Here is a 20,228-nt window from a genome sequence, read left to right on the forward strand (position 1 = left end):
AAGGCCGACTCGTGGACTACGGGATCGCGGGCAAGCCGGCGCTGGTCGTCGGTGGCAGTAAGGGAATCGGGTTCGAAGTCGCCAGAATGCTTGCGGCGGAGGGCTGCCGGGTCGCGGTTCTGGCACGAACGAAGGTCGATGTCGACGACGCCGTGGATGCAATTCGCGCTGACGGCGGTGTGGCGATGGGAGTCACCGGGGCGTGGATCGAGGTCGACGGAGGTTTGCACCATTCGGCTTTCTGAGAGCAAGGACTAAAGCGAGTGGGAGTCGCGCAATGAGTGTTGACCAGGATCGTCGTCCCGTGATCGAGGGCGTGCCCGAACTTCATTGGGCCTCACTGCCGATGGCCGCCGACCGCGGAATCGGGTGGAAAGTTCTCCGAGACGCCGGCCCGGTCGTGCTCATGGACGGCTGGTACTACCTCACCCGGCGCGACGATGTCCTTGCGGCGCTGCGCCACCCGGAACTCTTCTCCTCGAAGAAGGCATTCGACTCCCTCGGCAGCCCGCTGCCGCTGGTGCCGATCGCTTTCGACCCGCCCGAACACACCCGATTCCGTAAGATCCTGCAACCTTTCTTCAGCCCGCACACGCTCAAGGACATGCTGCCGTCACTGCAGCAGCAGGCGATTGACATCGTCGAAGCCGCGGCCGCCAAGGGCGAGTGTGATGCCATGGCCGACATCGCGATTCCGTACCCGTCGCAGGTGTTTCTCACGCTGTTCGGGCTTCCCCTGAAGGACCGTGATCGGCTGATCGCATGGAAGGACGCCGTCATCGCGCTGTCGGAGCACCCCACGCTGGAAGGCGTCGACACCACGCCCGCGCTCGAACTGTTCACCTACTTGACCGAGGCGATCAACGAGCGTCGTCAGGACAAGGGCAATGACATCCTGTCGCAGGTGCTCACCGGCGAGGACGCCTTGAACGACGCCGAGGCGCTGGGGCTCGGCTTCCTCTTCGTTCTCGCGGGCCTGGACACCGTCACGTCGGCTATGGGTTCTGCGCTGCTGGAACTGGCGCGTAATCCCCAGCTGAGAACCACCTTACGAGAAGACCCGGACCAGGTAGCCGTCTTCATCGAAGAGATCGTCAGACTGGAGCCTCCGGCGCCCCTTGTGCCGCGGTTCACCACCCAGACCGTCACCATCGCCGGCGTGACACTGCCGCCTGATACACCGGTTCGCCTACCTCTGGCCGCCATCAACCGCGACGGCAGTGACGACATATCCACCGACGATGTGGTGATGGATGGAAAGGTGCACCGGCACTGGGGATACGGTGGCGGACCGCACCGTTGCCTCGGGTCCCATCTCGCTCGAATGGAGCTGACCCTGATTGTGAACGAGTGGCTGAAGCGGGTTCCCGAGTTCGAGCTGGCCCCAGGCTGGATACCCGAGATTCCCTTCCCCGCCAACACATTCGGGCTCGAAACGTTGCCCCTACGGTACAGGTCGAACCGATGACGCCCGCCACCGGCAGGCCCAGCACCGATGGCATTGCCGTCGTTTGCGTGGAATGCCAAAACGGTGTTCTCGGGCCGGATTCGGTGTTGCCTGCGTTGGCGGCTGACTCCGCCGGTCTCGTCGAGAGCTTACGTCAGCTCCTCGATGCCGCCCGCGCATCCGGCCACCTCGTGGTTCACGCCACCTACGAGGGGACACTGGGTGGCACGCACACGGGCACGGCCCGGCTGTGGCGTGCGTTGGGCCCGGCGACCGCGGGATGGGCACCTGGAAAAGCCGAAACCCAGGTAGTCCCGGAGCTTCTGGCAGCCGATGACCTGGTCTTGCCGCGACATCACGGCCTCTTCCCCACCATGGATTCCGAGTTGCTGCCGGTTTTGAAAGGGTTTGGCGTGCACACGGTCATCCTGGCTGGGGTGTCGCTGAATCTCGCGCTGCCCATCACCGCCGGACATCTCACGCAGGCCGGCTTCCACCTCGTCGTTCCGCGCGACGCCGTGGGCGGGACACCAGCCGAATATGGAAACCAGGTGCTGGACAACACGATTGCGGTGCTGGGCCGCATCACCACCGTGGCCAAACTCATCACCGAATGGGCTGCCACAGACTAGGATGCCGAAATGACCCTGCTCCGTTCGACGTTCGCATCTGCAATCGCGGTGATCTCACTCTCGGGCGCCGCGGGTTTGGCAACTGCGTCACCGGTCGATGAATCATCCGCGGGATCAGCGGGCTGTCAGTACGTCCTGACGCCGCCGGAGCTGGTCCTGCTTCCCGGCGGGGCCAAGGCGGTTCGGGCTACCCTGGATCCGAAAGTCTGCGACCCGTCCGCACAGCCCACTGATGTCACGGTGTGCTTGGCGCCCCCGAACGGTCAGGGCGAATGCAAGAAGATGCCGGGCTGGGCCAAAGCGGAGGTCCTCGTACCGGCGTCACCGTCGAACGGCACTTTCACAGCTACCGGGAACGGATGCTGGCACGAAATCACGAAATCGTTCCGACCGGCATGCCGGACTACCGGGCCGATCAGTTCGACAATCTGACCCTCATTTTCACCAAATCTCCTGTGGCGTAGGCCCTCTCAGCGATCGGTCAGTTCCCGGCCGGAGGTACCACCAAGTCCTGCCAGGTCTTTGGTTCTCCGCCGTGGGCAAGATCTGATTGTGTGTACGTGCGGCCATCCGGCCCCACATAGCTGCCCGATGAAGGGTCGTACTCCGCGACCGCAATGGGCGGGGGCGCCGGCGCGGCCGGCGGCGGGCCCGCGCCGGGTGCCGACGGATCCCGCGGCGCAGGAACATCCTGCCCCGAGAGGGTGGCGTTGGGATCACCCTTCCAGTTGTAGCCGTCGTTGAGCGGCACGTAATGCTCGTCGCTCTCACAGATGTCCACCGTCGGGGCGCGCTTGCCCGGCTTCTCCACGCACGGCGTGTTGCGGGCCCCGCGCACATTGAATGGCGCGTCTTGCGGAACCCGGCAATACACATCACCCTCGGGAGGCGGTGGATAGTCTTCGAGTGCGGACGACCGTAGCTGCTGGGCGGGTAGGAACCCGGTGGTGCACGCTGGGGGAAGGTTGAGATTCAGGTTGAAGCTCAGGAAGCCCCCGATGTAGTCCTGCTTCGTGTTTCGGTTCGCCACACCGACGGCTTGAATCGATGCCGCACCTTGCGGCAGCAGAACCAGGAGCTGCTCGACGTTGCCCCGGTACACCGCCGCCACTTCCGCCACACTGACAAGGTTCGCCAGCACAATCGGCAACGTCGGCTGCAGCTGATCGAAGAGCGCGCGAGCTTCGTCGACCGCAGGCGTAGCATCCCGGAGAACCGTCGCCAGGTTCGCGTCCTCGTTGCGCAACTGGTCGGTCACAGTGGCAAGGTTCGCCGCCCATGCCTGGATGGAATCCGACGTTTCAGTTTGTGAATCCAGGATCGGCTTGGATTTGTCGGCGAGCGTGGTCAGCTCGTTGATGTTCGCGCGTGCGTCGATTGCCAGCGCCGTGGCACCCTGCACGAATCGAGCGAGCTCTGGGCCGAGCCCGCCGAACGCGAGGTACGCCTCGTCCACCACGGTCTTGAGGTTGTCCTGAGGGATCGCTTGCAGCCCTTTGTTGGTTGCGTCCACCAGCGAGCTGATATTCGGCGGCACAGTGGTTCGGTCACGCGGTATGACATCACCGTTCTTCAACGGCGGCGCATCGGCGGAGCGCGGAAGCAGGTCGATGTACTGTTCACCGATCGCCGATACGCTGTGTACCTCGGCGTTGACGTCCGACGGAATCTTGATGTCGGAGTCGAGCAGCATATCGGCCTCGACGCCGGTGTCGGTGAGGTGAACGGATTTCACTTCGCCCACGTTGTAGCCGCGGTATGTGACGTTGCCACGCTCATACAAGCCGCCCGCCTGCGGCAGTTGCACGGTCACGGTGTAACGGCCGATGCCGAACCACTTCGCTTGCAGATTCAACACGGGGAAGAACATCACCGCGACCCCGGCCAGCGCGACCACCGCCACGACGGCCAACTGGATCAGTATCCGCCTGGTTAGGTTCACGTCACGGCCCCTGGTTGAAGTGGTACGGAACGACCAGCGGATTGCGGGCCGTGTACGGACTGGGCATCTGACCGATGGTGCGACCCCATTGCATTTCGAGCTCTGTCAGCTCGCCCTCCAGAAATGTGCCGGTCAAGAAGGATGCGTCGAGACGACTCAAGGTCAGATCGATCACTGCGGTCAGGTTTGCGTAGTCGCCGCGTAACCACTTGCTGAGTGTGGGTTTGGGAAACGGAAAGGTGGAGTAGAAGTCCAGCGAACGCGTCAGATCCTGGCCCGCATTGGCAAGTGATTCCAATACCGGGCCAAGGTCTTTGAGCTCTTTGACCAGATTCTCTTTTGTCTGATTGACCGAATCGGCGGCCAGCGCACTGAATTTCCCGAGCTTGTCTACTGCCTCGGCGATGGTCTCGCGCTCGTCCCGCAGGACCGAGAGCGCCTGCGGAACCGTTTTGAGAGCCCTGTCGACGACTGGCTTTTGCTCTGCAATCTGACCGACCAGATTGTTCAGACTATCTGCGGCGGCAAGGATGTCGTCTTTCTGGTCGTCGAGATACTGCACGAACAGGTCAAGCTGTGTGAGTAGGCTTCGTAGGTCGTCGGCGCGGCCGGCGAAGGCCGTGCTCAGTTCCTTGGTGATCTCTTCGATCCGGCCGACGCCACCGCCGTTGAGCAACAACGACAGCGCACTGAGTGTCTCCTCGGTGGTCGGATACGTGCTCGAGTTCGACAGTGGAATCAGCGAACCGTCCTTCAGCTTGCCCTGCGGCGGCACATCGGTCGGCGGCGCCAACTCGATGTGCAGCGAACCCAACAGGCTGGTCTGCCCCAGCGTTGCGGTGGCGTTGGCAGGTAGATCGACGTTCCCGTCCAACCGAATGGTCACCAGCGCGTGCCATCCCTGACGGTCGATCCTAGTGACGTTGCCGACCGTTACGTCGTTCACCCGGACCCGCGAATTGTTCTGCAGATTAACGACTTCCGGCAGTTCCGCCTGAATCGTATAGGCGCCTGGGCCACCACCCGCAGTCCCAGGCAGGGGCAATGAATTCAGTCCCCGCCAGTCGGCGCAACCTGAGACGGTAATCGCTGCCAGCGCGAGGAGGCCGCTGACCGTGTACCACTGGCCGTTCCGTTTCACTGCCCACCTCCCGGGGGCACCATCATGCCGGGCAACCCGGCGGCCGGATCAGTGGATACGGGCGCGGGCACTACCGGCGCATCACCCGGGTTGAGCGGCACCGGCTCGTTGGGCCGACCCGGCACAAACGGCGCCTGACCATGGTTCGGGTTGGCAGGCTCGCCGAAGCGGGTGAACACATTGCCCGGGGGCGGAAGCGGGCCGCCGGGCGCCGGTACATCGGATGCTGGCAGCGCAGGAGCCTCCGCCGGCAGTCCCTCCGACGAACCGGTAGGCGGAATGTAGTCGGGGCGCAGCCAATCCTCGCTGTAGGTAACCTCGTTCGGCCGTGCGGTCGCGCCGACGAACGGGTTCAGCCCGAATGGGAAGAAGTTGATCTGGCGGTTCTTGACGATGGGCGCCAGGTACTGGACGCACAACTTCGCCGACTGTTCCGCACCCATCCGCGATGCGGCTTGGACTGCACCGCAGATGAATTGGAGCGGGTTGGCAAGGTTGTTCGCCGCCAAGGCACCGGTCAAGGTGCCCTGCGCAGGTTGATAAATGTTCAAGAAGTTCTGGAACGCGTTGGGGGCGACGTGCAACAACTGCTTGATGTCGGCGAGGTTGTCATTGAGCACCTGCGTCACGCCGGCCAGTTTCTCTGAGGTGGTGCCGAGGGTATCCCTGTTCTCGGCCACAAAGCTCCGCAGATCGTCAGCTACTGCCGCGAGATCGCGCACGGCGGCACCGACTTCGTTCCGGTCGTTGGCGACGAGCCCGGATGCCGCCGCTAGATTCTCATTGAGTTGTCGTAGGACGTCGGTACTGTCCTGCAGCGCAGAGACCAGAATCGAAAGGTTCTTGACAGTGCCGAAAAGGCCTTTGCTGTTGTCGCCGAGGGCCGAGAATGCTTGCGACAGCTTGATCAGAGTCTCACGGATGTTCGCGCCCTGACCGCGCAGGTTGTCGGCAGCGGTGTTGATGAACTCACCAAGGGTGCTCACCCCGCCGGGCGATGTCGGCTGCAGAGTGTCGGCGAGCCGTTCCAGCTGTTGGCGGAACTGATCGAACTCAACAGGCACTGCAGTGCGCTCCTGCGGGATCACAGCTCCGTCCTGCATTGTGGGCCCGCCGCTGTAGGCCGGGACCAATTGGATAGCCCTGGCTGTCACCAATGCGGGTGAGAGGATGACGGCTTTCGCATCCGCGGGCACCTTGTACTCTTCGTCGAACGAGAAGGTGATCTTGGACCGGAAGGGTTGCGGCTCAATCTTTTCCACGGTGCCGACGGGGACACCGAGGATCACCACGTCGTCGCCGGTGTAGATCCCATTGCTGTTCTCGAAGTAGCCGACCACCGTGACGCGCTGGCCTGCACCCGGCCTCATGACCGTCACGACTCCGACGACCAAAAGCACCGCCAGCGCAGCGGCCAGCCCGATCTTTCCCACGCGGGAACTCAGAATGCTCATTGGCCTCCCTCCGAGGACACGGGCCCGGGCGCAGAGCCGGCGGCGTGGGGTGCCGGGGGTGTCTGCTCGCCGGGTGCGGGCTCCACAATCTGCAGCGGCGGGGTCAGCGTCGACTCCTGTCCGGGCGGCGCCAGAGCTGGCGGTCCCGGCGGCGGGCCGCCTGGCGGCGGAGCTGGTGGCGGCTCCCGGTAGGGGTAGCAGCCGGTGGGCCCGGGCAGCGGCAAGCCGGGCGGTCCGCAGCCCTGATCACCGGGATTGCCGGTGATCGCGTCGGGAATCGTCAGCCTCGGATCTCCGCCCTGGCCGGTGCGCGGGTACGGAACCGGAAGCGCTGGCGTGCCGGGCTGGCCCACCTGCGGATCGGTCATCTCCGAGGGCAGTAGCACGTTGGGATCCAGCCCGAGGTCGGAGAAGGCCGCATCGATGAACGGTTGGACGAACTGGCCAGGGAGAAGGTTGACCAGATAGGCCTTGAAGAACGGACCCGACGATACCGACTCGCCCAGACCGAGCGCGTAGCGGTTGAGCCCCTTGACGGCGAGTTTCACCTGCTCGCGGTGGTTGTCGACGATGGCGAGCACGCCGTTGAGCTTCTCCAGCGCCGGCTTGAGCTCTGTCCGGTTCTCGGCGATGAACCCCTCCAGCTGGTGGCTCACCGCCGATAGGTTGTTGAAGAACGCGTCCAGCGCAGCGCTCTGGCTACGAAGCGCCGCGAGCAACTCGTTGGTGTCGTGCACCAAGCTGACGATCTTGTCGCTGCGCTCGGCCAGAATCCCCGTCGCCTTGTCGGCATTGGACAGCAGACTGCGCAGTTCCGCGTCCCGTTCGCTCAGGGTCTGCGAGAACCGTCCCACCCCTTCGACCGCGGCGCGCACGTCGGGTGGAGTGTCAGCGAAAGTCTCAGACAGCACCTTCAGTGAATCGGACAACTGGTCGGTGTCGAGCCCGCTGATCGCGGTGGTGAGATCCGCGATCGCGTCCGGCAGTTGATACGCCGACTTTGTTCTGTCCAGAGGTATAGGTCCCGACAGTTCGCCGTCTCCCCGCGGAGTGATCTCGAGGATCTTGCTCCCGAGGGCGCTGTTTGTCTTGACGGCCGCCTCCGTGCGCTCGCCCAGCCTGATGTCGTCTTTGACGTCGAACGTGACCAGCACGCGCGAACCGTCCAGCTTGATGCTTCCCACTTCGCCCGATGCGACCCCGCTCACCCGCACCTCGGCGCCCGACAGGAGCCCGCCGGCCTCAGCGATATATGCGGAGTACTCCTTTTTCTGGGACATGAACGGCAACTTGTCGTACTGCAGCGCGGCCAGCATCAGCGCAAGGCATATCCCCAGCCCGATGGCGCCGACGACAAGCGGATTTCTTTCCTGGAAGGACTTCATCTCGGCGTGCACCTCCCCGAGTCCTGCCCGGCGAGCTTCACATACACCGGCTGACCGCCCTTCCCATTGAGCTTGAGCACGAGGTCGCAGAGGTAGAAGCTGAAGAAGTCGCCGTAGAGCCCCTGTCGGTTCAGAATCCGGTACGCATCCGGCAACGTATCCAGCAGATTGTTTACGTAGTCGGCGTCCGCGACGATATTTCCCGCGGTCCGGTCGGCCTCATGGACGACCTTCGTCAAGGATGGGCGGGTCTGGGCAAGCAGATCCGCCACCGAACCGGCGACCTCGTTGGCGTAGGCCACGCCGTTGGCGATGTCCTGCTTGCGTTGTTCGAGGCCGGCTACCAACTCCGAAAGCGAGTCGACAGCACTCCCCAGCTGATCTTGCTGGTCGCCGAGTGAACCCAGCACCGTGTTCAGGTTGACGATGACCTCACCGATCAACCGGTCCCGGTCGGCCAATGTGTTTGTCAGCGAAGCGGTCTGGCTCAAGAACGAGCTGATCGTCGCGCCTTGGCCCTGTAACGCCTCGATGAGCTGACCGGTCAGCGCATTGACCTGGTCTGGACTCAGCGCATTGAAGAGGGGACGAAAACCGCCGATCAACGCGTCCAGATCGAGAGCCGGCTGCGTCTGCGCCATCGGTATCGTGTCGCCCGGTTTCAATCTCGTTGTGCCGCCGGTGCCTTCATCGATCGCAAGGAAGCGCTCGCCGATCAGGTTCAGGTACCGGACAACGGCGCGATTGCCTTCGGTGAGTACCACCGAGTTATCGGCGGTGAACGTCACGACCACAGTGGAGTCGTCCTGTACTTCGACCTCTTCGACCTTGCCCACCTCGACACCGGCGATGCGAACGAAATCGCCGGTCTGCAGCCCCGAGACGTTGGCGAACACTGCTCTATACGACGATTCCCCGCCGAACCGCAGTTCGCCGAAGGTGGCCACCATCACGAACCAACCGAGCGTGCACACCGTCAAGAAGATGGCGATGCGGACGAGGGTGCCCCGCAAGCTATCCATGATGGTGGTCTTTCATCGTGTGATTTCTCTCGTGCCGATCGGTCATGGTGCAGGCACCACCGGTCCTGGCGGGATTGGTGGCGGCGGGACGGGTTGGACCTGAGCCGGGTAGGGCACGACGAACGGCTCTTCACCCGGTCGAGGCCCCGGCTCCTTCGGCGCGCCCGGCGGGGGCGCGGGGGGCAACCCGGGATAGAGGGGGGTGCCGTCAGGCGCGTATTGCGTTGCGCCGTATGGCGGCGCACCAGGGTAGGGAATCGGACCTGGCGCAGGCGGGCCGATCCGGTTGACGGTGGGGGGTTGCGGGTTGGCGCGCGTCCACGGGAAGAAATTTGCGTAGCCGGGGAACCCGATGCCTGGGTTAGGCCGAATATCCACGCCGGTGCCCCAACCGGTGTTGGTGATCAGCTGGCGTTGCGGCCAGTTCTGCGCGACGTCGGGCAGCGAACCGCAGCCGGGCTTCCCGCCGGGTCCGCCCTTCGCACCGTTGATCGGCAGGTTGTCCGGGTACTTGTACTGGTCGTCACCCAGCAACAGCGCCACGTCAAGGATTACCGACTTACCGTTGGCACCGCCTGCGATGTCCTCGAACCCGAAGTCGATGACGTTTTTGCCGCCGGTGATCGTGCACGTCAGTTGCGGGTTGTACTTCATCAACAAGCTCGTCGTCGACTCGAGCGCGTTGACTGAGCGGATCAGGTTGTCCTTGCTGGGGGCAAGGAGATTGATACCGCTGTTCGCGAAGCCGACAAGGTTGAGAAGCAGCGCATCGAGTTGCTTTTCGTTGTCGGTGATGGTGGTGCTGGTCGTGCTCACCGCGTCGAGCACATTCACGATGTTGTCCGCCGCTGCGCCGTAGGTGTCGCTGAAGTCTTTGAGTGCCCGCCAATCCTGCCGGATGGTCTCGCTGCGGGGATTCAGCTCCAACAGCACCTCGTTGGCGGCCGTCACCGCCTCACCGACCCGATCGCCCTGACCGCGCAAGCCCTCCGCGAGCGCAGATAGCACGGCATTCAACTTGGCGGTATCGATCTGTTTGAGCACCCCGACGAGGTTCTCGAAAACGGTGTTGACCTCGGTCGCAACGTTGCGCGCCATCAGCACGTCGCCTTTCGACAACCGCGCCGGGCTCGGGTCGTCGGGCACGACGAGCTCGACAAACTTGTTGCCGAACACTGTCGTCGCCTTGATCTCCGCCTCGACATTGGCCGGGATGTACTTGAGCTGATCGGTGTTGATATCCAACGTCAGGTTCACCGGCGCGTCACCCCCGGCGACGGAATCCACCCGGCCGACCACGACGCCGCGCAGCTTGACGTCGTTTCCGGGTTCCATAATCAGCCCGGAACGCTCGGACTTCAGCGTGACCGGGACGGAGGACTTGTAGCTTCCGGTGAACAGCACCCAGACCAGGATGAGCCCGGCCACCAGCACCACGATCAGACCCAATGTCCACCAGGCCGGGTGAACGCGGGTTTCGCCGGCTCTCAACTTCCGTGCTGCCATACCGCTATCCGGACAGATTCAGGCCGCCGCCCTGGCCGTAAATGCCCAGTGCGACGAATAGGAGGACAACGATGACGGAGACCAGGGATGCCCGGACGGCTCGCCCAACGGCCTCGCCGACGCCCGCCGGACCACCCGAGGCGGTATAGCCGTAATAGGTATGTATGAGCATCACAATCGTCGCCATTCCGAGGGCCTGGATGAAGGACAGAACCACGTCCGTTGGGTTCAGAAACGTGTCGAAGTAGTGGTCATAGACCCCGGTCGACTGCCCATAGGCAAGGGTGGTGCCGAGCCGGGTCGCGAGGTACGCGGCCAGCAACCCGAGGCAGAACAGGGGGATTCCCAAGATGACCCCAGCGACCAGACGGGTGGAGCACAGGTAGGGGATCGTGCGGATACTGATCACTTCCAGCGCGTCGATTTCTTCGTTGATCCTCATGGCGCCCAGCTGCGCGGTGCAGCCTGCGCCGATCGTTGCGGCAAGGGCGATGCCGACGACTGCGGGCGCCGCCAAGCGGGTGTTGATGTAAGCGGATGCGAAGCCGCTCAGTGCTTCCACCCCGATATTGGCCAGGGTGCCGTACAGCTGGATTGCGACGAGTGAGCCAACCTGCGAGGTAAGGAAGATGACGACGACGATGGTGCCCCCGATGAGCGCCATCGCCCCGACACCCAAGCTCATCTGGGCGATCTGCCGCAGAAGTTCGACCTTGTAATGAACAAAGACGTCCCTGGTGCCGGAAACGGTTTTGGCAAAGAATTGGGCCTGCTCCCCGACCCTGTTCCACGTGTCGACCCAGCTCTTGGCCGTGCGCTGCACCCGGGGCAGAACCGGCCGTGCGGGGGCGCTCACAGCGTTGCCTTCGCGCCGACAGCGGTCGCGATGGTGCTGATGAAAAACAGCACCAAGAAGGTGAAGACCACCGTTTCGTTGACTGCGTTGCCGACACCCTGCGGCCCGCCACCCACCGACAGGCCCTTGTAGCAGGCAATGAGGCCGGCAAAGAATCCGAACAGGATCGCCTTGACCAGCGCGATGATCAGCTCCGGTAGTCCGACCAACAGCGTCAGGCTCGCGACGAATGCACCGGGCGTGACGTCTTGGAGAAAGACCGAGAAAAGAAAGCCGAAGAACAGACCCACCACGACGACCAGAGAGGTCAGCATGACTGCGACCAGGGTTGCCGACAGCACCCGCGGGACCACCAAGCGATGGACGGGGTTGAGCCCGAGCACCCGCAGCGCGTCGATCTCTTCGCGGATGGTGCGTGAACCCAAATCGGCGCACATGGCCGTCGCGCCTGCGCCCGAGATCACCAGCACAGTGATGATCGGTCCGATGTAAAGCACCGCGCCCAGGGCAGCCCCTGCTCCGGATGCGTCGGCAGCGCCGATTTCGATGAGCAGCAGGTTGAGAATGAACGAGGTCAGCACCACGAATGGGATGGCCATCAAGATGGTCGGCAAGACCGAAACCCGCGCGACGAACCAGGTCTGCTCAACGAACTCGCGGAAGGGAAACGGCGGCTTGAACATCTGCACCACCGTGTCCATCGACATCGCGAAGAAGTCGCCGACCGCCCGCAGGGGCTTGGCTACATCCGGCTGCTCGTACGCGGCCACTATCGAACTCCGCTCCGCGCTGGACGGCATAGGCCCGCGCTGTTCGAGCCGAGGGGGCGACCGGCGGTGCTCATACCCTCGTCGTCCAATGGATTAACAGCCTCGGCGACGGCGCACTTCATTGACCGCTTAATCCCCTCCGTCAAGCCCCATCGTATTGCCAGCCACCTGCCCAGTTGTGATTCAACGCACAGCTGACTGCCGACAAACCGTACACCACGTTTTTCCGCAGTAGCAACAGTTTCGGATTTTCAATGACATCGGCACCCCGGTTCACCTAGTTGAACAAGTAGCGTTTGCTCTTGTTGCATGCGACAGTTACGCGACGAACGTCTCATCCAGTGGACAGTCGCCTGACTGCCCAGGATCAAGCGACCGGGGAACGTAATCGGCGAGGACACCGCTGCCTATCAGCACAGTTGAGGAAGCTGCGATCCGGCAGAAGTCGATCTGCCAAACGGCGCAGCACGTCGGAATCGGCTGGCGGCCCCTTCAGCCTCGGAGTGTCGAAACTCTGGCCCTTGGATTTGCTATAGGTCGGGAAGGTATGTTCGAACAGCGAGTAACAATCACTGTCAGCAAATTTACTTGCAAGCAATTAAGGACGTTCTAGATCCGATAAGTCAGGCTCATGTCCGTTCAATTACCCTTTTCTCAGGCCCACTCCGAAAAGAAGGGAAATACCCAAATTGGGTACGGTTGACGTCAATGCAGATCGACCGATCCGATTGTGCAGAGGTCTCCCCGGCGGGCGGTTGGCCAGCCCCGAGCACCGGATCCCCTCAGGCCACGACAGGCAGCGACAAGGGCCGGCCGTCATCGCGCTACAGACGATGGATCCCAAGTGGACGACAGCGGTGCGCAAATTCGCCTCGGCGCAGCCTTAGCCGAACCGCAGGCCAACGAAGTGTGTTCGAATATCCAAGCGGCGGAAAAACTAAGTAATTATCTATCTATATAGCTACTTATGATGTGTTCTGCGGCGAACGCCGCGCCGGTCCGCAGGAGCCGGCGAGGTGCACTGCCGACGGCTCGGATGCGGTTGCTCAGTACGGCTGATGGCTCCCGCAACCACTGCGCCGGGTGATGAACGCGAGGCGAGGTGAAGACCGTGAACTAGGCGGATGGCCGGTGCGAACGAGCTGGCGCGTGTACCATCACTTATCTTACTAGGTAAACGACGTTCCGAGGATGAGAGATGAAGTGGGGACTTCCCTGGCCCGGCCCCGCACTGGCGGCAGAGGCCGAGCACGCGGGCGCTAGCGCCTTCTGCGCAGGTGAATTCGCAGACCTCAGTGCCTATGTGACGGCTGCGGAGATGGCTTCTGCCACGACCAGAGCGATGATCGGCCCTGGCATCGCCTATGCATTCGCGCGGTCCCCGTTCGTACATGCCGCGTCGATCCGCCATCTGTCGAAGAGCGCCAACGACCGGGTCTTCCTAGGACTGGGCGCGGGCACAACCCGCATGAACCGGGACTGGTTCGGCGTCAACGCCAAGCACCCAGCGCCGCGCATGGCCGAACTCATCGAGGTGATCAGGGCGTTCCTGCACGCAGAAAACGGCGAGGCCATCCGCTATCACGGCGATTTCTACTCAATCGATGCCGACATCCGCGCGCCGGTGTTCGGTCGACTCGACGTGCCGATCCTGATCGGTGCGTTCAACAAGATCATGATCCGCACGGCGGGCCGCGTCGCCGACGGCGTAATCGGTCACGGGCTCTTCACCGATCGCTGGTGGGAGGAAGTGGTCGATCCCGAGCTCTCCCGGGGCGCTGACACTGCGGGCCGCGACGCGAGCAGCCTCAAACGGTGGGGATGGCTGATCACCGCCATCGACGATGCCGATCCCGGCCGCGCCATCACCGACGCACGCCTGCAGATCGCTTTCTACCTGACCGTGCGGACCTATGACGCCCTTGTCGAGTTGCACGACTGGCAGGACGAGGTTGCCGCGATCCGCGCCGAGTTCCGAAACGGGCGCCCGAAGGCCATGGCCGACCACGTCACCGACGAGATGTTGTGGGCAGTGGCAATCTGCGGCGATGCGGCTCAAGCCCGCGAGATGCTCAACCAGCGCAAGCGGCTGCCCGAAACGGCGTTCATCGCGGCGCCCAGTTTCCTTGTCGGTCGGCGCAGACGTTCGGAGTACGACGCGGCCGCCGTCCGACTGGCGTCCGAACTGCACTGACACCCCGAGTCACCGCCGGAAAACCCCGATTCACATGGTTTACTCAGTAGTACAACTGCGATTGCGGAAGAGAGGACACGGTGTCTCGACCCGATCCGCTCGGACCGATGATCTCACCGGAGTCGAAGTCGGGCGCCGTGCGTTCCCCAAAGACTTCGGAGCTGGTTGCACGCACGTTGCGCGGGATGGTCGTCGACGGCCAACTCAAGGACGGCGACTTTCTTCCCCATGAGGCGGAACTCATCGCCCATTTCCAAGTCAGCCGGCCCACCTTGCGGGAAGCGGTGCGTGTGCTGGAATCCGAGCGCCTCGTCGAAGTCCGTCGCGGTTCGCGCACGGGCGCCAAGGTGCGAGTGCCCGGACCCGAGATCGTGGCGCGGCCGGCAGGACTATTGCTCGCGTTATCGGGCGCGACGCTGGCAGACGTGATGACCGCCCGCACCGTGATCGAACCGCCGGCGGCCAAACTGCTCGCCGAGGACGGCACTGCCGAAGCCCACGCGGAACTCCGGCGGCTGGTCGACGATGTGCCTCACGCGTATGAGGCAGGCACGCTGGCATCCGCGTCGGCATACCTGCATCGCCGGATGGTCGAGCTCTCGGGCAACGCGACACTCGGAATCATCGCCGGGATGCTGCATGAGATCGGCGAACGCCACACGGCCGCAGCGATTCTCGGGGCCGACAGCACCAACAAGGTTGCGAAGGCGGAGTACGCCAGGCTGGTCAAGTCCTACGCACGCCTTGCCGACTTGGTGGAGGCTCGCAAAGGCGCCGAAGCCGAAACCCACTGGCGCCGCCACATGGAAGCCGCGAGCGCCGCGATGCTGCGCGGCCACGAGAAGACCAGGGTTCGCGACATCATCGACTGACGGCGACTCGATCCCATTCGCCGTTGCGCTCTCACCTTTGTGATCCAGGTCTCGCTTTGCGCCCACAAAGCTGATACTTTGTGAGTCAGCAGTCGCAGAAATGCATCATCGCAGATCAACAATCTCAGGAGTATCCGTGACCAGGCCACTAACGGGCGTCCGGGTCCTGGAGGTCGCGCAGTTCACGTTCGTCCCGTCGGCGGGCGCTGTGCTCGCCGACTGGGGCGCCGAGGTGGTGAAGATCGAGCATCCGGTGACCGGCGACGCGCAGCGAGGTCTGGTGAAGGTGCTCGGCCAAGCCGCCAGCAAGCCGGGCTCGTCGTTCGCGCCGATCATGGAGGCACCCAATCGCGGCAAGCGCAGCGTCGGTCTCGCCCTCGACAACGACGACGCCAGGCCGGTGCTCGAGGAACTCATCCGGCGCAGCGACGTCTTGCTCACCAACTATCTGCCGTCCGCGCGCACCAAGCTGCGCATCGACGTCGAGGACGTCCGACGCATCAACCCGGACATCATCTACGTCGCGGGCAGCGGGTTCGGGATGAACGGACCCGACCGTGACGCCGGCGCCTACGACGCGACGGCGTTCTGGGCGCGCGGCGGCAGCGCCGACGGCGTCACACCCCCTGACGCCGACTCGGTGGCGTTCATGCCCGCGGGGGCCTACGGCGACAACATCGGCGGGCTGGCGATCGCGGGTGGAGTTGCCGCGGCGCTTTTCGGTCGACAGGTCACCGGCGAGGCTGCCGTCCTTGATGTTTCGTTGCTCGCCGTCGGTGCGTGGACAACGCAGTTCAGCGTCAACATGGCGATGCTGATGGGCGGCCCGCTGCCGAAGATCGAGCGCAAGACACAGGCGCCGGGCAATCCGCTCACCGGGGCCTACCGCACCTCCGACGGTCGGTTCGTCCAGCTGTCGATGCTGCAGCCCACCCGGTACTGGCCGGAGTTCTGCCGGCTGATGGGGCTGGACGCCTATGCCGAGGACCCGAGATTCGCATCGATGGAGTCGATGGCCGCCAATGCAGACGCCGCCTATGAAATCGTCGCCGAGGCGATCGGCAAGTTGACCCATTCCGAGTGCAAGAAAGTGCTCGATCGCGGGACCGGGCAGTGGGCACCCGTGCAGGATGCTTGGGAGCTGGCCAACGACGAAGCGCTAATCGCCAACGGTCGCATTGCCGAAGTCGTTGATGCCGAAGGCAATTCGCAGAAGTTGGTCGCCAGTCCTGTCAAGTTCGGTGACGACCCCGTCACCATGTCGCGGGCTCCGCAGTTCGCCGAACACACCGACGACGTGCTCCGCGAACTCGGCCTGGACGACGACCGACTCATCGAACTCAAGATCTCCGGCGCGATCACATGAGCCGACCAGCATGACAGTCGTCGACGCCACCGTGCGCGAGGACGGCACCGTCAAGGACCGGTTGATCCGGGCCGCCGACGCGGAGATCGCAGAGCATGGAATCGCCGCCGTGCAGATGGACACCGTCGCCAAGAGGGCCGGAGTCTCTCGTGCGACCGCGTTCCGGCAACTGGGTAGCGTCTCGGAGTTGCTGGTGCAAGTGGCGCTCCTGCGGGCCCGCAGGCACGTGGCGGAGGTGCAGTCGCTGATGGCCGCAAAGGCCGGCGCGTTCGCAAAGCTCGAGGCCGCAATGATTTACACGACGCGCGAACTGCCCACCGATCCGTCGATCTCCGCGCTGATCGCCCAGCACTCCGCATCGGTTCACGATCCGCACGTACACCGGGTCGCGGTCGACGCCGTCGGGCACGTGCTCGAGGAGGGCCGGCGAAACGGCGAAGTGCGAGACGACCTGGAGATCGACGAACTCGTCGACTTCCTGGTCGAACAGACCTACATCGCCGCCGAGGAACTCGACCGGTCCCCGGACGAGGTGCGACGGCGATTCCGTCACTTCATCATCCCCGCCCTGGCCGCATCTGGTGGCTCCGGCGGCGAACGCCTCTCCCGGACAAGAGAAGTCGAAGATGCCGTCGACACCGCCATCGAAGCACTGAGCAATCTTGCCGACCAACTCAAACGAGGTCGACGTCGATGAAAGGGAAAATCGTGAGCAAAACCCAGCCCGCCCAGTGTCCGGTCGAGAAGAACCTGGATCTCAACTCGCCATCGGCTCCGGCCTTGATGCACTTCGGCATGCTGGACGCCACCCAGGATGATCTGCGGCCGGTGTTCCGAAACACCGAAGGGCCCGGCTATTGGATGTTCACCGACTACGAGACCATCCTCGACGGTCTGCAGCACCCCGACCTCTGGTCGAGCAGCGTGATCGTGCCGTCGGATCCGAATCCGCCCTACAAGTGGATACCGATCATGATCGATCCGCCAGAACATGCGAAGTGGCGGCATGTGCTGGCCGAGTACTTCTCCCCCGGGCTCGTCAAGAGTTTGCGCGACGAACAGCACCACCTCGCCGGTGAGCTCATCGAAGAGCTTGTGCCAGAAGGCTCTTGCGACTTCGTGACGCAGTTGGCGCGGGTGTTCCCGTCCATCGTGTTTACCCGTTTGATGGGCATGCCGGAAGACCAGCTCGACCAATTCCTGGTCTGGGAGGACAAGATTCTGCACACGCTGGGATCTGGTGACGAGGTGAACGCGATCCGTCTCGACGGCATGATGGCTGTGATGGGCTACTTCTCGGGGCTGATCGAGCAGCGGCGCGCCAATCCCGATCCCGACGCTCACGACATTGTCAGCAATGCGATCAAGTGGGAGATCGATGGCGAGCCGATCAACGACACCGATCTGCTGAACTGTCTGTTGCTGCTGTTCATGGCCGGCCTGGACACCGTGGCGAGTCAACTGTCATATGCGATGTTGCACCTGGCAACTCATCCGGCCGACCGGGCACGAATCGTGGCGGATCCGTCCATCATCCCCAAGGCCGTAGAGGAACTGCTACGGGCGTATCCGATTGTGCAGACCGCGCGGAAGGCCACGCAGGATATGGACTTTCACGGCTGCCCCGTGAAAGCCGGTGACATGGCATCGTTCCCGATGGCCGCCGCAGGCCGCGACGAAAATATGTACCCCGACGCTAGGAAGGTCGACTTCGATCGTGGCGTCACCCGTCACCTGTCGTTCGGCGGTGGCCCGCACCGCTGTCTGGGTTCACATCTGGCCCGTCAGGAAATGGCGGTCGTGCTGGAAGAGTGGCATCGCCGCATCCCCGAATACGAACTGGCCGAAGAACCGACCGAGCACGGCGGTCAGGTGTGGGGTTTGAACTCGCTCAAGCTGAGATGGGAACGCTGACGGCCGCACCAAGTCTCAGCGGAGGCCGTTGACCGGCCTCACCGGTCTCCCCCGTCCGGCGCCGGTCCGAGCCCGAGATGATGGCAGATGTCGGCGAGGGTGGATCGAAGTTCGGACAGGCGACGTGGGCCGATGATCGCTTCGATCTCGGCGTCGAGCTTTTCCGCGATCACGGCGGCGTCGGCAATCAGCGCCTTGCCCTCGTCGGTGTAGCGGACGATCTTCGCTCGCCCGTCGATCGGATCTGGGACTCGCTCGACGTAGCCGAGCGCTTCGAGCTCGTTCACGAGTTGCCCGACCGCATTCTTCGTCACGTCCATTGCCTTGGCGATATCGGTGATGCGGCTGCCCTCCCAGCCGAGAAACACCAGGAAGCGGGCATGCGCTGGTCGTAAATTACTGTGCCCCAAGGTATGCGCCCGACTATTGCTCGCGCGTACCATCCATTCACCGAATTCGATGGCGTGCCGTTGCAGAGAGTCCGACTGGAACTCGAGTAATCGCCGCTCATCCACAGGTCTTCCTCCGGCGAGTCGCGGGCCGGCGGTTGACATCGCGACCCATTTTAGTGAAGCTTACTTCACTATCTCGGATCCATGAGCGAGGCGCCCGTGATTCTGGCAGCACAAGACCTTCTTCCGCCTGCCACCGCGGACCCGGCCGGCGTGTGGTTCTTCAACTGGGTCATCCCCATCGTCGGGAGCATCTTCATCGTGCTGGCGATCGCCGACGTGGTTCGCCGCCGCCGCCTCACCTGGGGCTTACTGTTTCTGTTCAACAGCATCGCGGTGTATTGGATGGAGACGATCGGCGACTGGGGCCAGATGCTGTTCTATAGCCCCGCATTCGCCGAGCATCACCTACTGAACTGGCTGCCGCTCAAGACGCCAAATGACCCGCTGTTCATGCCCTTCGCATACGCCGTGTACTGGGGCGTGCACGCGCTGCTCGTGCTGTGGCTCAGCCAATGGCTGTCGTCACGAACGGGGTGGAGCATGCTCAAATCGATGCTCGTGCTTGCGATCCCGGTCAACTACATCTGGGACTTCCTGGTCGAGGGCACCGCGACTGCGATGGGCTGGTGGACCTATGACCCTGGTATCGGGCCAGTGCTGGAGTGGGACAGCGGCGGTCGGATCACCCTGTTGTGGACCATCGGCCTCATGTGCATCTGGCCCAACCTCATCGCCTATTGGGCCGGTAAACCCCCTATCCGCGGTCTCAACCACCTCGAACGGTTCTGCATGCTCGACCGCTTCACGGTGCCGAAGAATGCTGTTCCGGCCGCACCGCTTGGAGGCGACGCCGGTCCTGGGAACCTCGCCGTTGCCACGAAGTCAGCGACGGCGACGAAGCAGCAGGAGTTCGACGCCTACCTCAATTACGACGTCACGATCCCGCGGTGGCGTTTCGAATTGATGCGGCTGGGCGCCTGGTTCGTCGGATTTCAAGTGAGCTTCTTCTTGCTTCTCGTGGTGCCGCTCGTCGTCATGCGTGCCGTGACCGGTGCCGACAGCCCGTACATCCCCTGAGCTATAAGGACGTAACCGAAAATGAACGCTCATCCCCAACGACGTGTCAGCATGAAAGACCTTCCCGCTGAGTTCTTTCTGCCACCGCCGACGAACGCCGCGCTGTGGAACGAAACTGTCAGACTGATCGGCGGATCCGTCGCGTTCATCGTCATCCTAGTGGTCCGTCTCAGTTATGGCTAACTACTTGTTCGA

Annotated in this window: 20 protein-coding genes; 11 read left to right on the forward strand and 9 right to left on the reverse strand. The window is 63.3% G+C overall.

Going from position 1 to position 20,228, the window contains the following annotated elements; genetic code table 11:
- Positions 1–11: 11 nt before the first annotated feature.
- The 4 genes from CWS39_RS12585 (at position 12) to CWS39_RS12600 (ending at position 2,543) form a co-directional block, all read left to right on the forward strand.
- Positions 12–245, forward strand: a complete 234-nt coding sequence (locus tag CWS39_RS12585; protein ID WP_306768831.1) for an SDR family NAD(P)-dependent oxidoreductase — start codon at positions 12–14, stop codon at positions 243–245.
- Positions 246–277: 32 nt separating this feature from the next.
- Positions 278–1,468, forward strand: a complete 1,191-nt coding sequence (locus CWS39_RS12590) for a cytochrome P450 (protein ID WP_199178090.1) — start codon at positions 278–280, stop codon at positions 1,466–1,468.
- Positions 1,465–2,079 carry an isochorismatase family protein gene (locus CWS39_RS12595; RefSeq protein WP_102143249.1) on the forward strand — a complete coding sequence of 205 codons (615 nt, stop codon included), beginning with the start codon at positions 1,465–1,467 and terminating at the stop codon, positions 2,077–2,079. Before CWS39_RS12590 ends, CWS39_RS12595 begins: the two co-directional genes overlap by 4 nt.
- A gap of 272 nt (positions 2,080–2,351) precedes the next feature.
- Positions 2,352–2,543: a hypothetical protein gene (locus CWS39_RS12600; RefSeq protein ID WP_102143250.1), complete on the forward strand. Its 192-nt coding sequence runs from the start codon at positions 2,352–2,354 to the stop codon at positions 2,541–2,543.
- Between the two features lie 17 nt (positions 2,544–2,560).
- On the opposite strand, the gene CWS39_RS12605 is transcribed toward CWS39_RS12600, so the two are convergent.
- From CWS39_RS12605 to CWS39_RS12640, 8 genes are read right to left on the reverse strand one after another with little or no spacing between them, the layout of a single operon-like run.
- A complete protein-coding gene (locus CWS39_RS12605) occupies positions 2,561–4,021 on the reverse strand; it encodes an MCE family protein (RefSeq protein ID WP_102143251.1) in 1,461 nt (486 codons plus the stop codon).
- A 1-nt stretch (position 4,022) separates the two neighbouring features.
- Positions 4,023–5,162 carry an MCE family protein gene (locus CWS39_RS12610; protein ID WP_102143252.1) on the reverse strand — a complete coding sequence of 380 codons (1,140 nt, stop codon included), beginning with the start codon at positions 5,160–5,162 and terminating at the stop codon, positions 4,023–4,025.
- Entirely contained in the window at positions 5,159–6,616 is a 1,458-nt protein-coding gene (locus CWS39_RS12615; protein ID WP_142386840.1) for an MCE family protein, read from the reverse strand. The genes CWS39_RS12610 and CWS39_RS12615 overlap by 4 nt, the downstream gene beginning before the upstream one ends.
- Entirely contained in the window at positions 6,613–8,001 is a 1,389-nt protein-coding gene (locus CWS39_RS12620; RefSeq protein ID WP_102143279.1) for an MCE family protein, read from the reverse strand. The genes CWS39_RS12615 and CWS39_RS12620 overlap by 4 nt, the downstream gene beginning before the upstream one ends.
- Positions 7,998–9,026, reverse strand: coding sequence for an MCE family protein (locus CWS39_RS12625; RefSeq protein WP_199178097.1), 1,029 nt, complete (start codon positions 9,024–9,026; stop codon positions 7,998–8,000). Before CWS39_RS12625 ends, CWS39_RS12620 begins: the two co-directional genes overlap by 4 nt.
- Positions 9,027–9,065: 39 nt before the next feature.
- Positions 9,066–10,529, reverse strand: a complete 1,464-nt coding sequence (locus CWS39_RS12630; protein ID WP_102143254.1) for an MCE family protein — start codon at positions 10,527–10,529, stop codon at positions 9,066–9,068.
- Positions 10,530–10,533: 4 nt separating this feature from the next.
- Entirely contained in the window at positions 10,534–11,385 is an 852-nt protein-coding gene (locus CWS39_RS12635) for an ABC transporter permease (RefSeq protein WP_102143255.1), read from the reverse strand.
- Complete coding sequence (locus CWS39_RS12640) at positions 11,382–12,092, reverse strand: MlaE family ABC transporter permease (RefSeq protein WP_102143280.1); 711 nt, start codon at positions 12,090–12,092, stop codon at positions 11,382–11,384. The genes CWS39_RS12635 and CWS39_RS12640 overlap by 4 nt, the downstream gene beginning before the upstream one ends.
- Before the next feature lie 1,261 nt (positions 12,093–13,353).
- On the opposite strand from CWS39_RS12640, the gene CWS39_RS12645 reads away from it, so the two are divergent.
- From CWS39_RS12645 to CWS39_RS12665, 5 genes are all read left to right on the forward strand, one after another.
- Positions 13,354–14,349, forward strand: a complete 996-nt coding sequence (locus CWS39_RS12645; RefSeq protein WP_102143256.1) for an LLM class flavin-dependent oxidoreductase — start codon at positions 13,354–13,356, stop codon at positions 14,347–14,349.
- A gap of 80 nt (positions 14,350–14,429) precedes the next feature.
- Positions 14,430–15,221, forward strand: coding sequence for a FadR/GntR family transcriptional regulator (locus CWS39_RS12650; RefSeq protein ID WP_199178092.1), 792 nt, complete (start codon positions 14,430–14,432; stop codon positions 15,219–15,221).
- A 136-nt stretch (positions 15,222–15,357) separates the two neighbouring features.
- Positions 15,358–16,587, forward strand: coding sequence for a CaiB/BaiF CoA transferase family protein (locus CWS39_RS12655; RefSeq protein WP_102143258.1), 1,230 nt, complete (start codon positions 15,358–15,360; stop codon positions 16,585–16,587).
- Between the two features lie 10 nt (positions 16,588–16,597).
- The gene (locus tag CWS39_RS12660) at positions 16,598–17,284 is read left to right on the forward strand and encodes a TetR/AcrR family transcriptional regulator (RefSeq protein WP_102143259.1); all 687 of its coding nucleotides are present in this window, start codon (positions 16,598–16,600) and stop codon (positions 17,282–17,284) included.
- 86 nt (positions 17,285–17,370) lie between these two features.
- On the forward strand, positions 17,371–18,501 hold the full coding sequence (locus CWS39_RS12665; protein WP_431306124.1) for a cytochrome P450: 1,131 nt from the start codon (positions 17,371–17,373) through the stop codon (positions 18,499–18,501).
- Between the two features lie 38 nt (positions 18,502–18,539).
- Here CWS39_RS12665 and CWS39_RS12670 read toward each other — a convergent pair whose 3' ends face one another.
- On the reverse strand, positions 18,540–19,016 hold the full coding sequence (locus tag CWS39_RS12670; RefSeq protein WP_233213483.1) for a MarR family winged helix-turn-helix transcriptional regulator: 477 nt from the start codon (positions 19,014–19,016) through the stop codon (positions 18,540–18,542).
- 81 nt (positions 19,017–19,097) lie between these two features.
- Here CWS39_RS12670 and CWS39_RS12675 point away from each other — a divergent pair, with 81 nt between their 5' ends.
- On the forward strand, positions 19,098–20,033 hold the full coding sequence (locus CWS39_RS12675) for a spirocyclase AveC family protein (RefSeq protein ID WP_142386841.1): 936 nt from the start codon (positions 19,098–19,100) through the stop codon (positions 20,031–20,033).
- Positions 20,034–20,084: 51 nt separating this feature from the next.
- Positions 20,085–20,216, forward strand: a complete 132-nt coding sequence (locus tag CWS39_RS30290; protein WP_431306123.1) for a DUF7156 family protein — start codon at positions 20,085–20,087, stop codon at positions 20,214–20,216.
- Positions 20,217–20,228: the final 12 nt, after the last annotated feature.

Source organism: Mycobacterium hubeiense, from assembly GCF_002838065.1.
In the GTDB taxonomy this organism is placed as follows: Bacteria; Actinomycetota; Actinomycetes; order Mycobacteriales; family Mycobacteriaceae; genus Mycobacterium; species Mycobacterium hubeiense.

Coding starts and splice junctions, on each gene's coding strand:
- CWS39_RS12660 (WP_102143259.1), top strand. CDS start 16,598: ATGACAGTCGTCGACGCCACCGTGCGCGAGGACGGCACCGTCAAGGAC.
- CWS39_RS12665 (WP_431306124.1), top strand. CDS start 17,371: ATGCACTTCGGCATGCTGGACGCCACCCAGGATGATCTGCGGCCGGTG.
- CWS39_RS12590 (WP_199178090.1), top strand. CDS start 278: ATGAGTGTTGACCAGGATCGTCGTCCCGTGATCGAGGGCGTGCCCGAA.
- CWS39_RS12600 (WP_102143250.1), top strand. CDS start 2,352: ATGCAAGAAGATGCCGGGCTGGGCCAAAGCGGAGGTCCTCGTACCGGC.
- CWS39_RS12615 (WP_142386840.1), bottom strand. CDS start 6,616: ATGAGCATTCTGAGTTCCCGCGTGGGAAAGATCGGGCTGGCCGCTGCG.
- CWS39_RS12630 (WP_102143254.1), bottom strand. CDS start 10,529: ATGGCAGCACGGAAGTTGAGAGCCGGCGAAACCCGCGTTCACCCGGCC.
- CWS39_RS12620 (WP_102143279.1), bottom strand. CDS start 8,001: ATGAAGTCCTTCCAGGAAAGAAATCCGCTTGTCGTCGGCGCCATCGGG.
- CWS39_RS12640 (WP_102143280.1), bottom strand. CDS start 12,092: ATGTCGATGGACACGGTGGTGCAGATGTTCAAGCCGCCGTTTCCCTTC.
- CWS39_RS12645 (WP_102143256.1), top strand. CDS start 13,354: ATGAAGTGGGGACTTCCCTGGCCCGGCCCCGCACTGGCGGCAGAGGCC.
- CWS39_RS12595 (WP_102143249.1), top strand. CDS start 1,465: ATGACGCCCGCCACCGGCAGGCCCAGCACCGATGGCATTGCCGTCGTT.
- CWS39_RS30290 (WP_431306123.1), top strand. CDS start 20,085: ATGAAAGACCTTCCCGCTGAGTTCTTTCTGCCACCGCCGACGAACGCC.
- CWS39_RS12675 (WP_142386841.1), top strand. CDS start 19,098: ATGAGCGAGGCGCCCGTGATTCTGGCAGCACAAGACCTTCTTCCGCCT.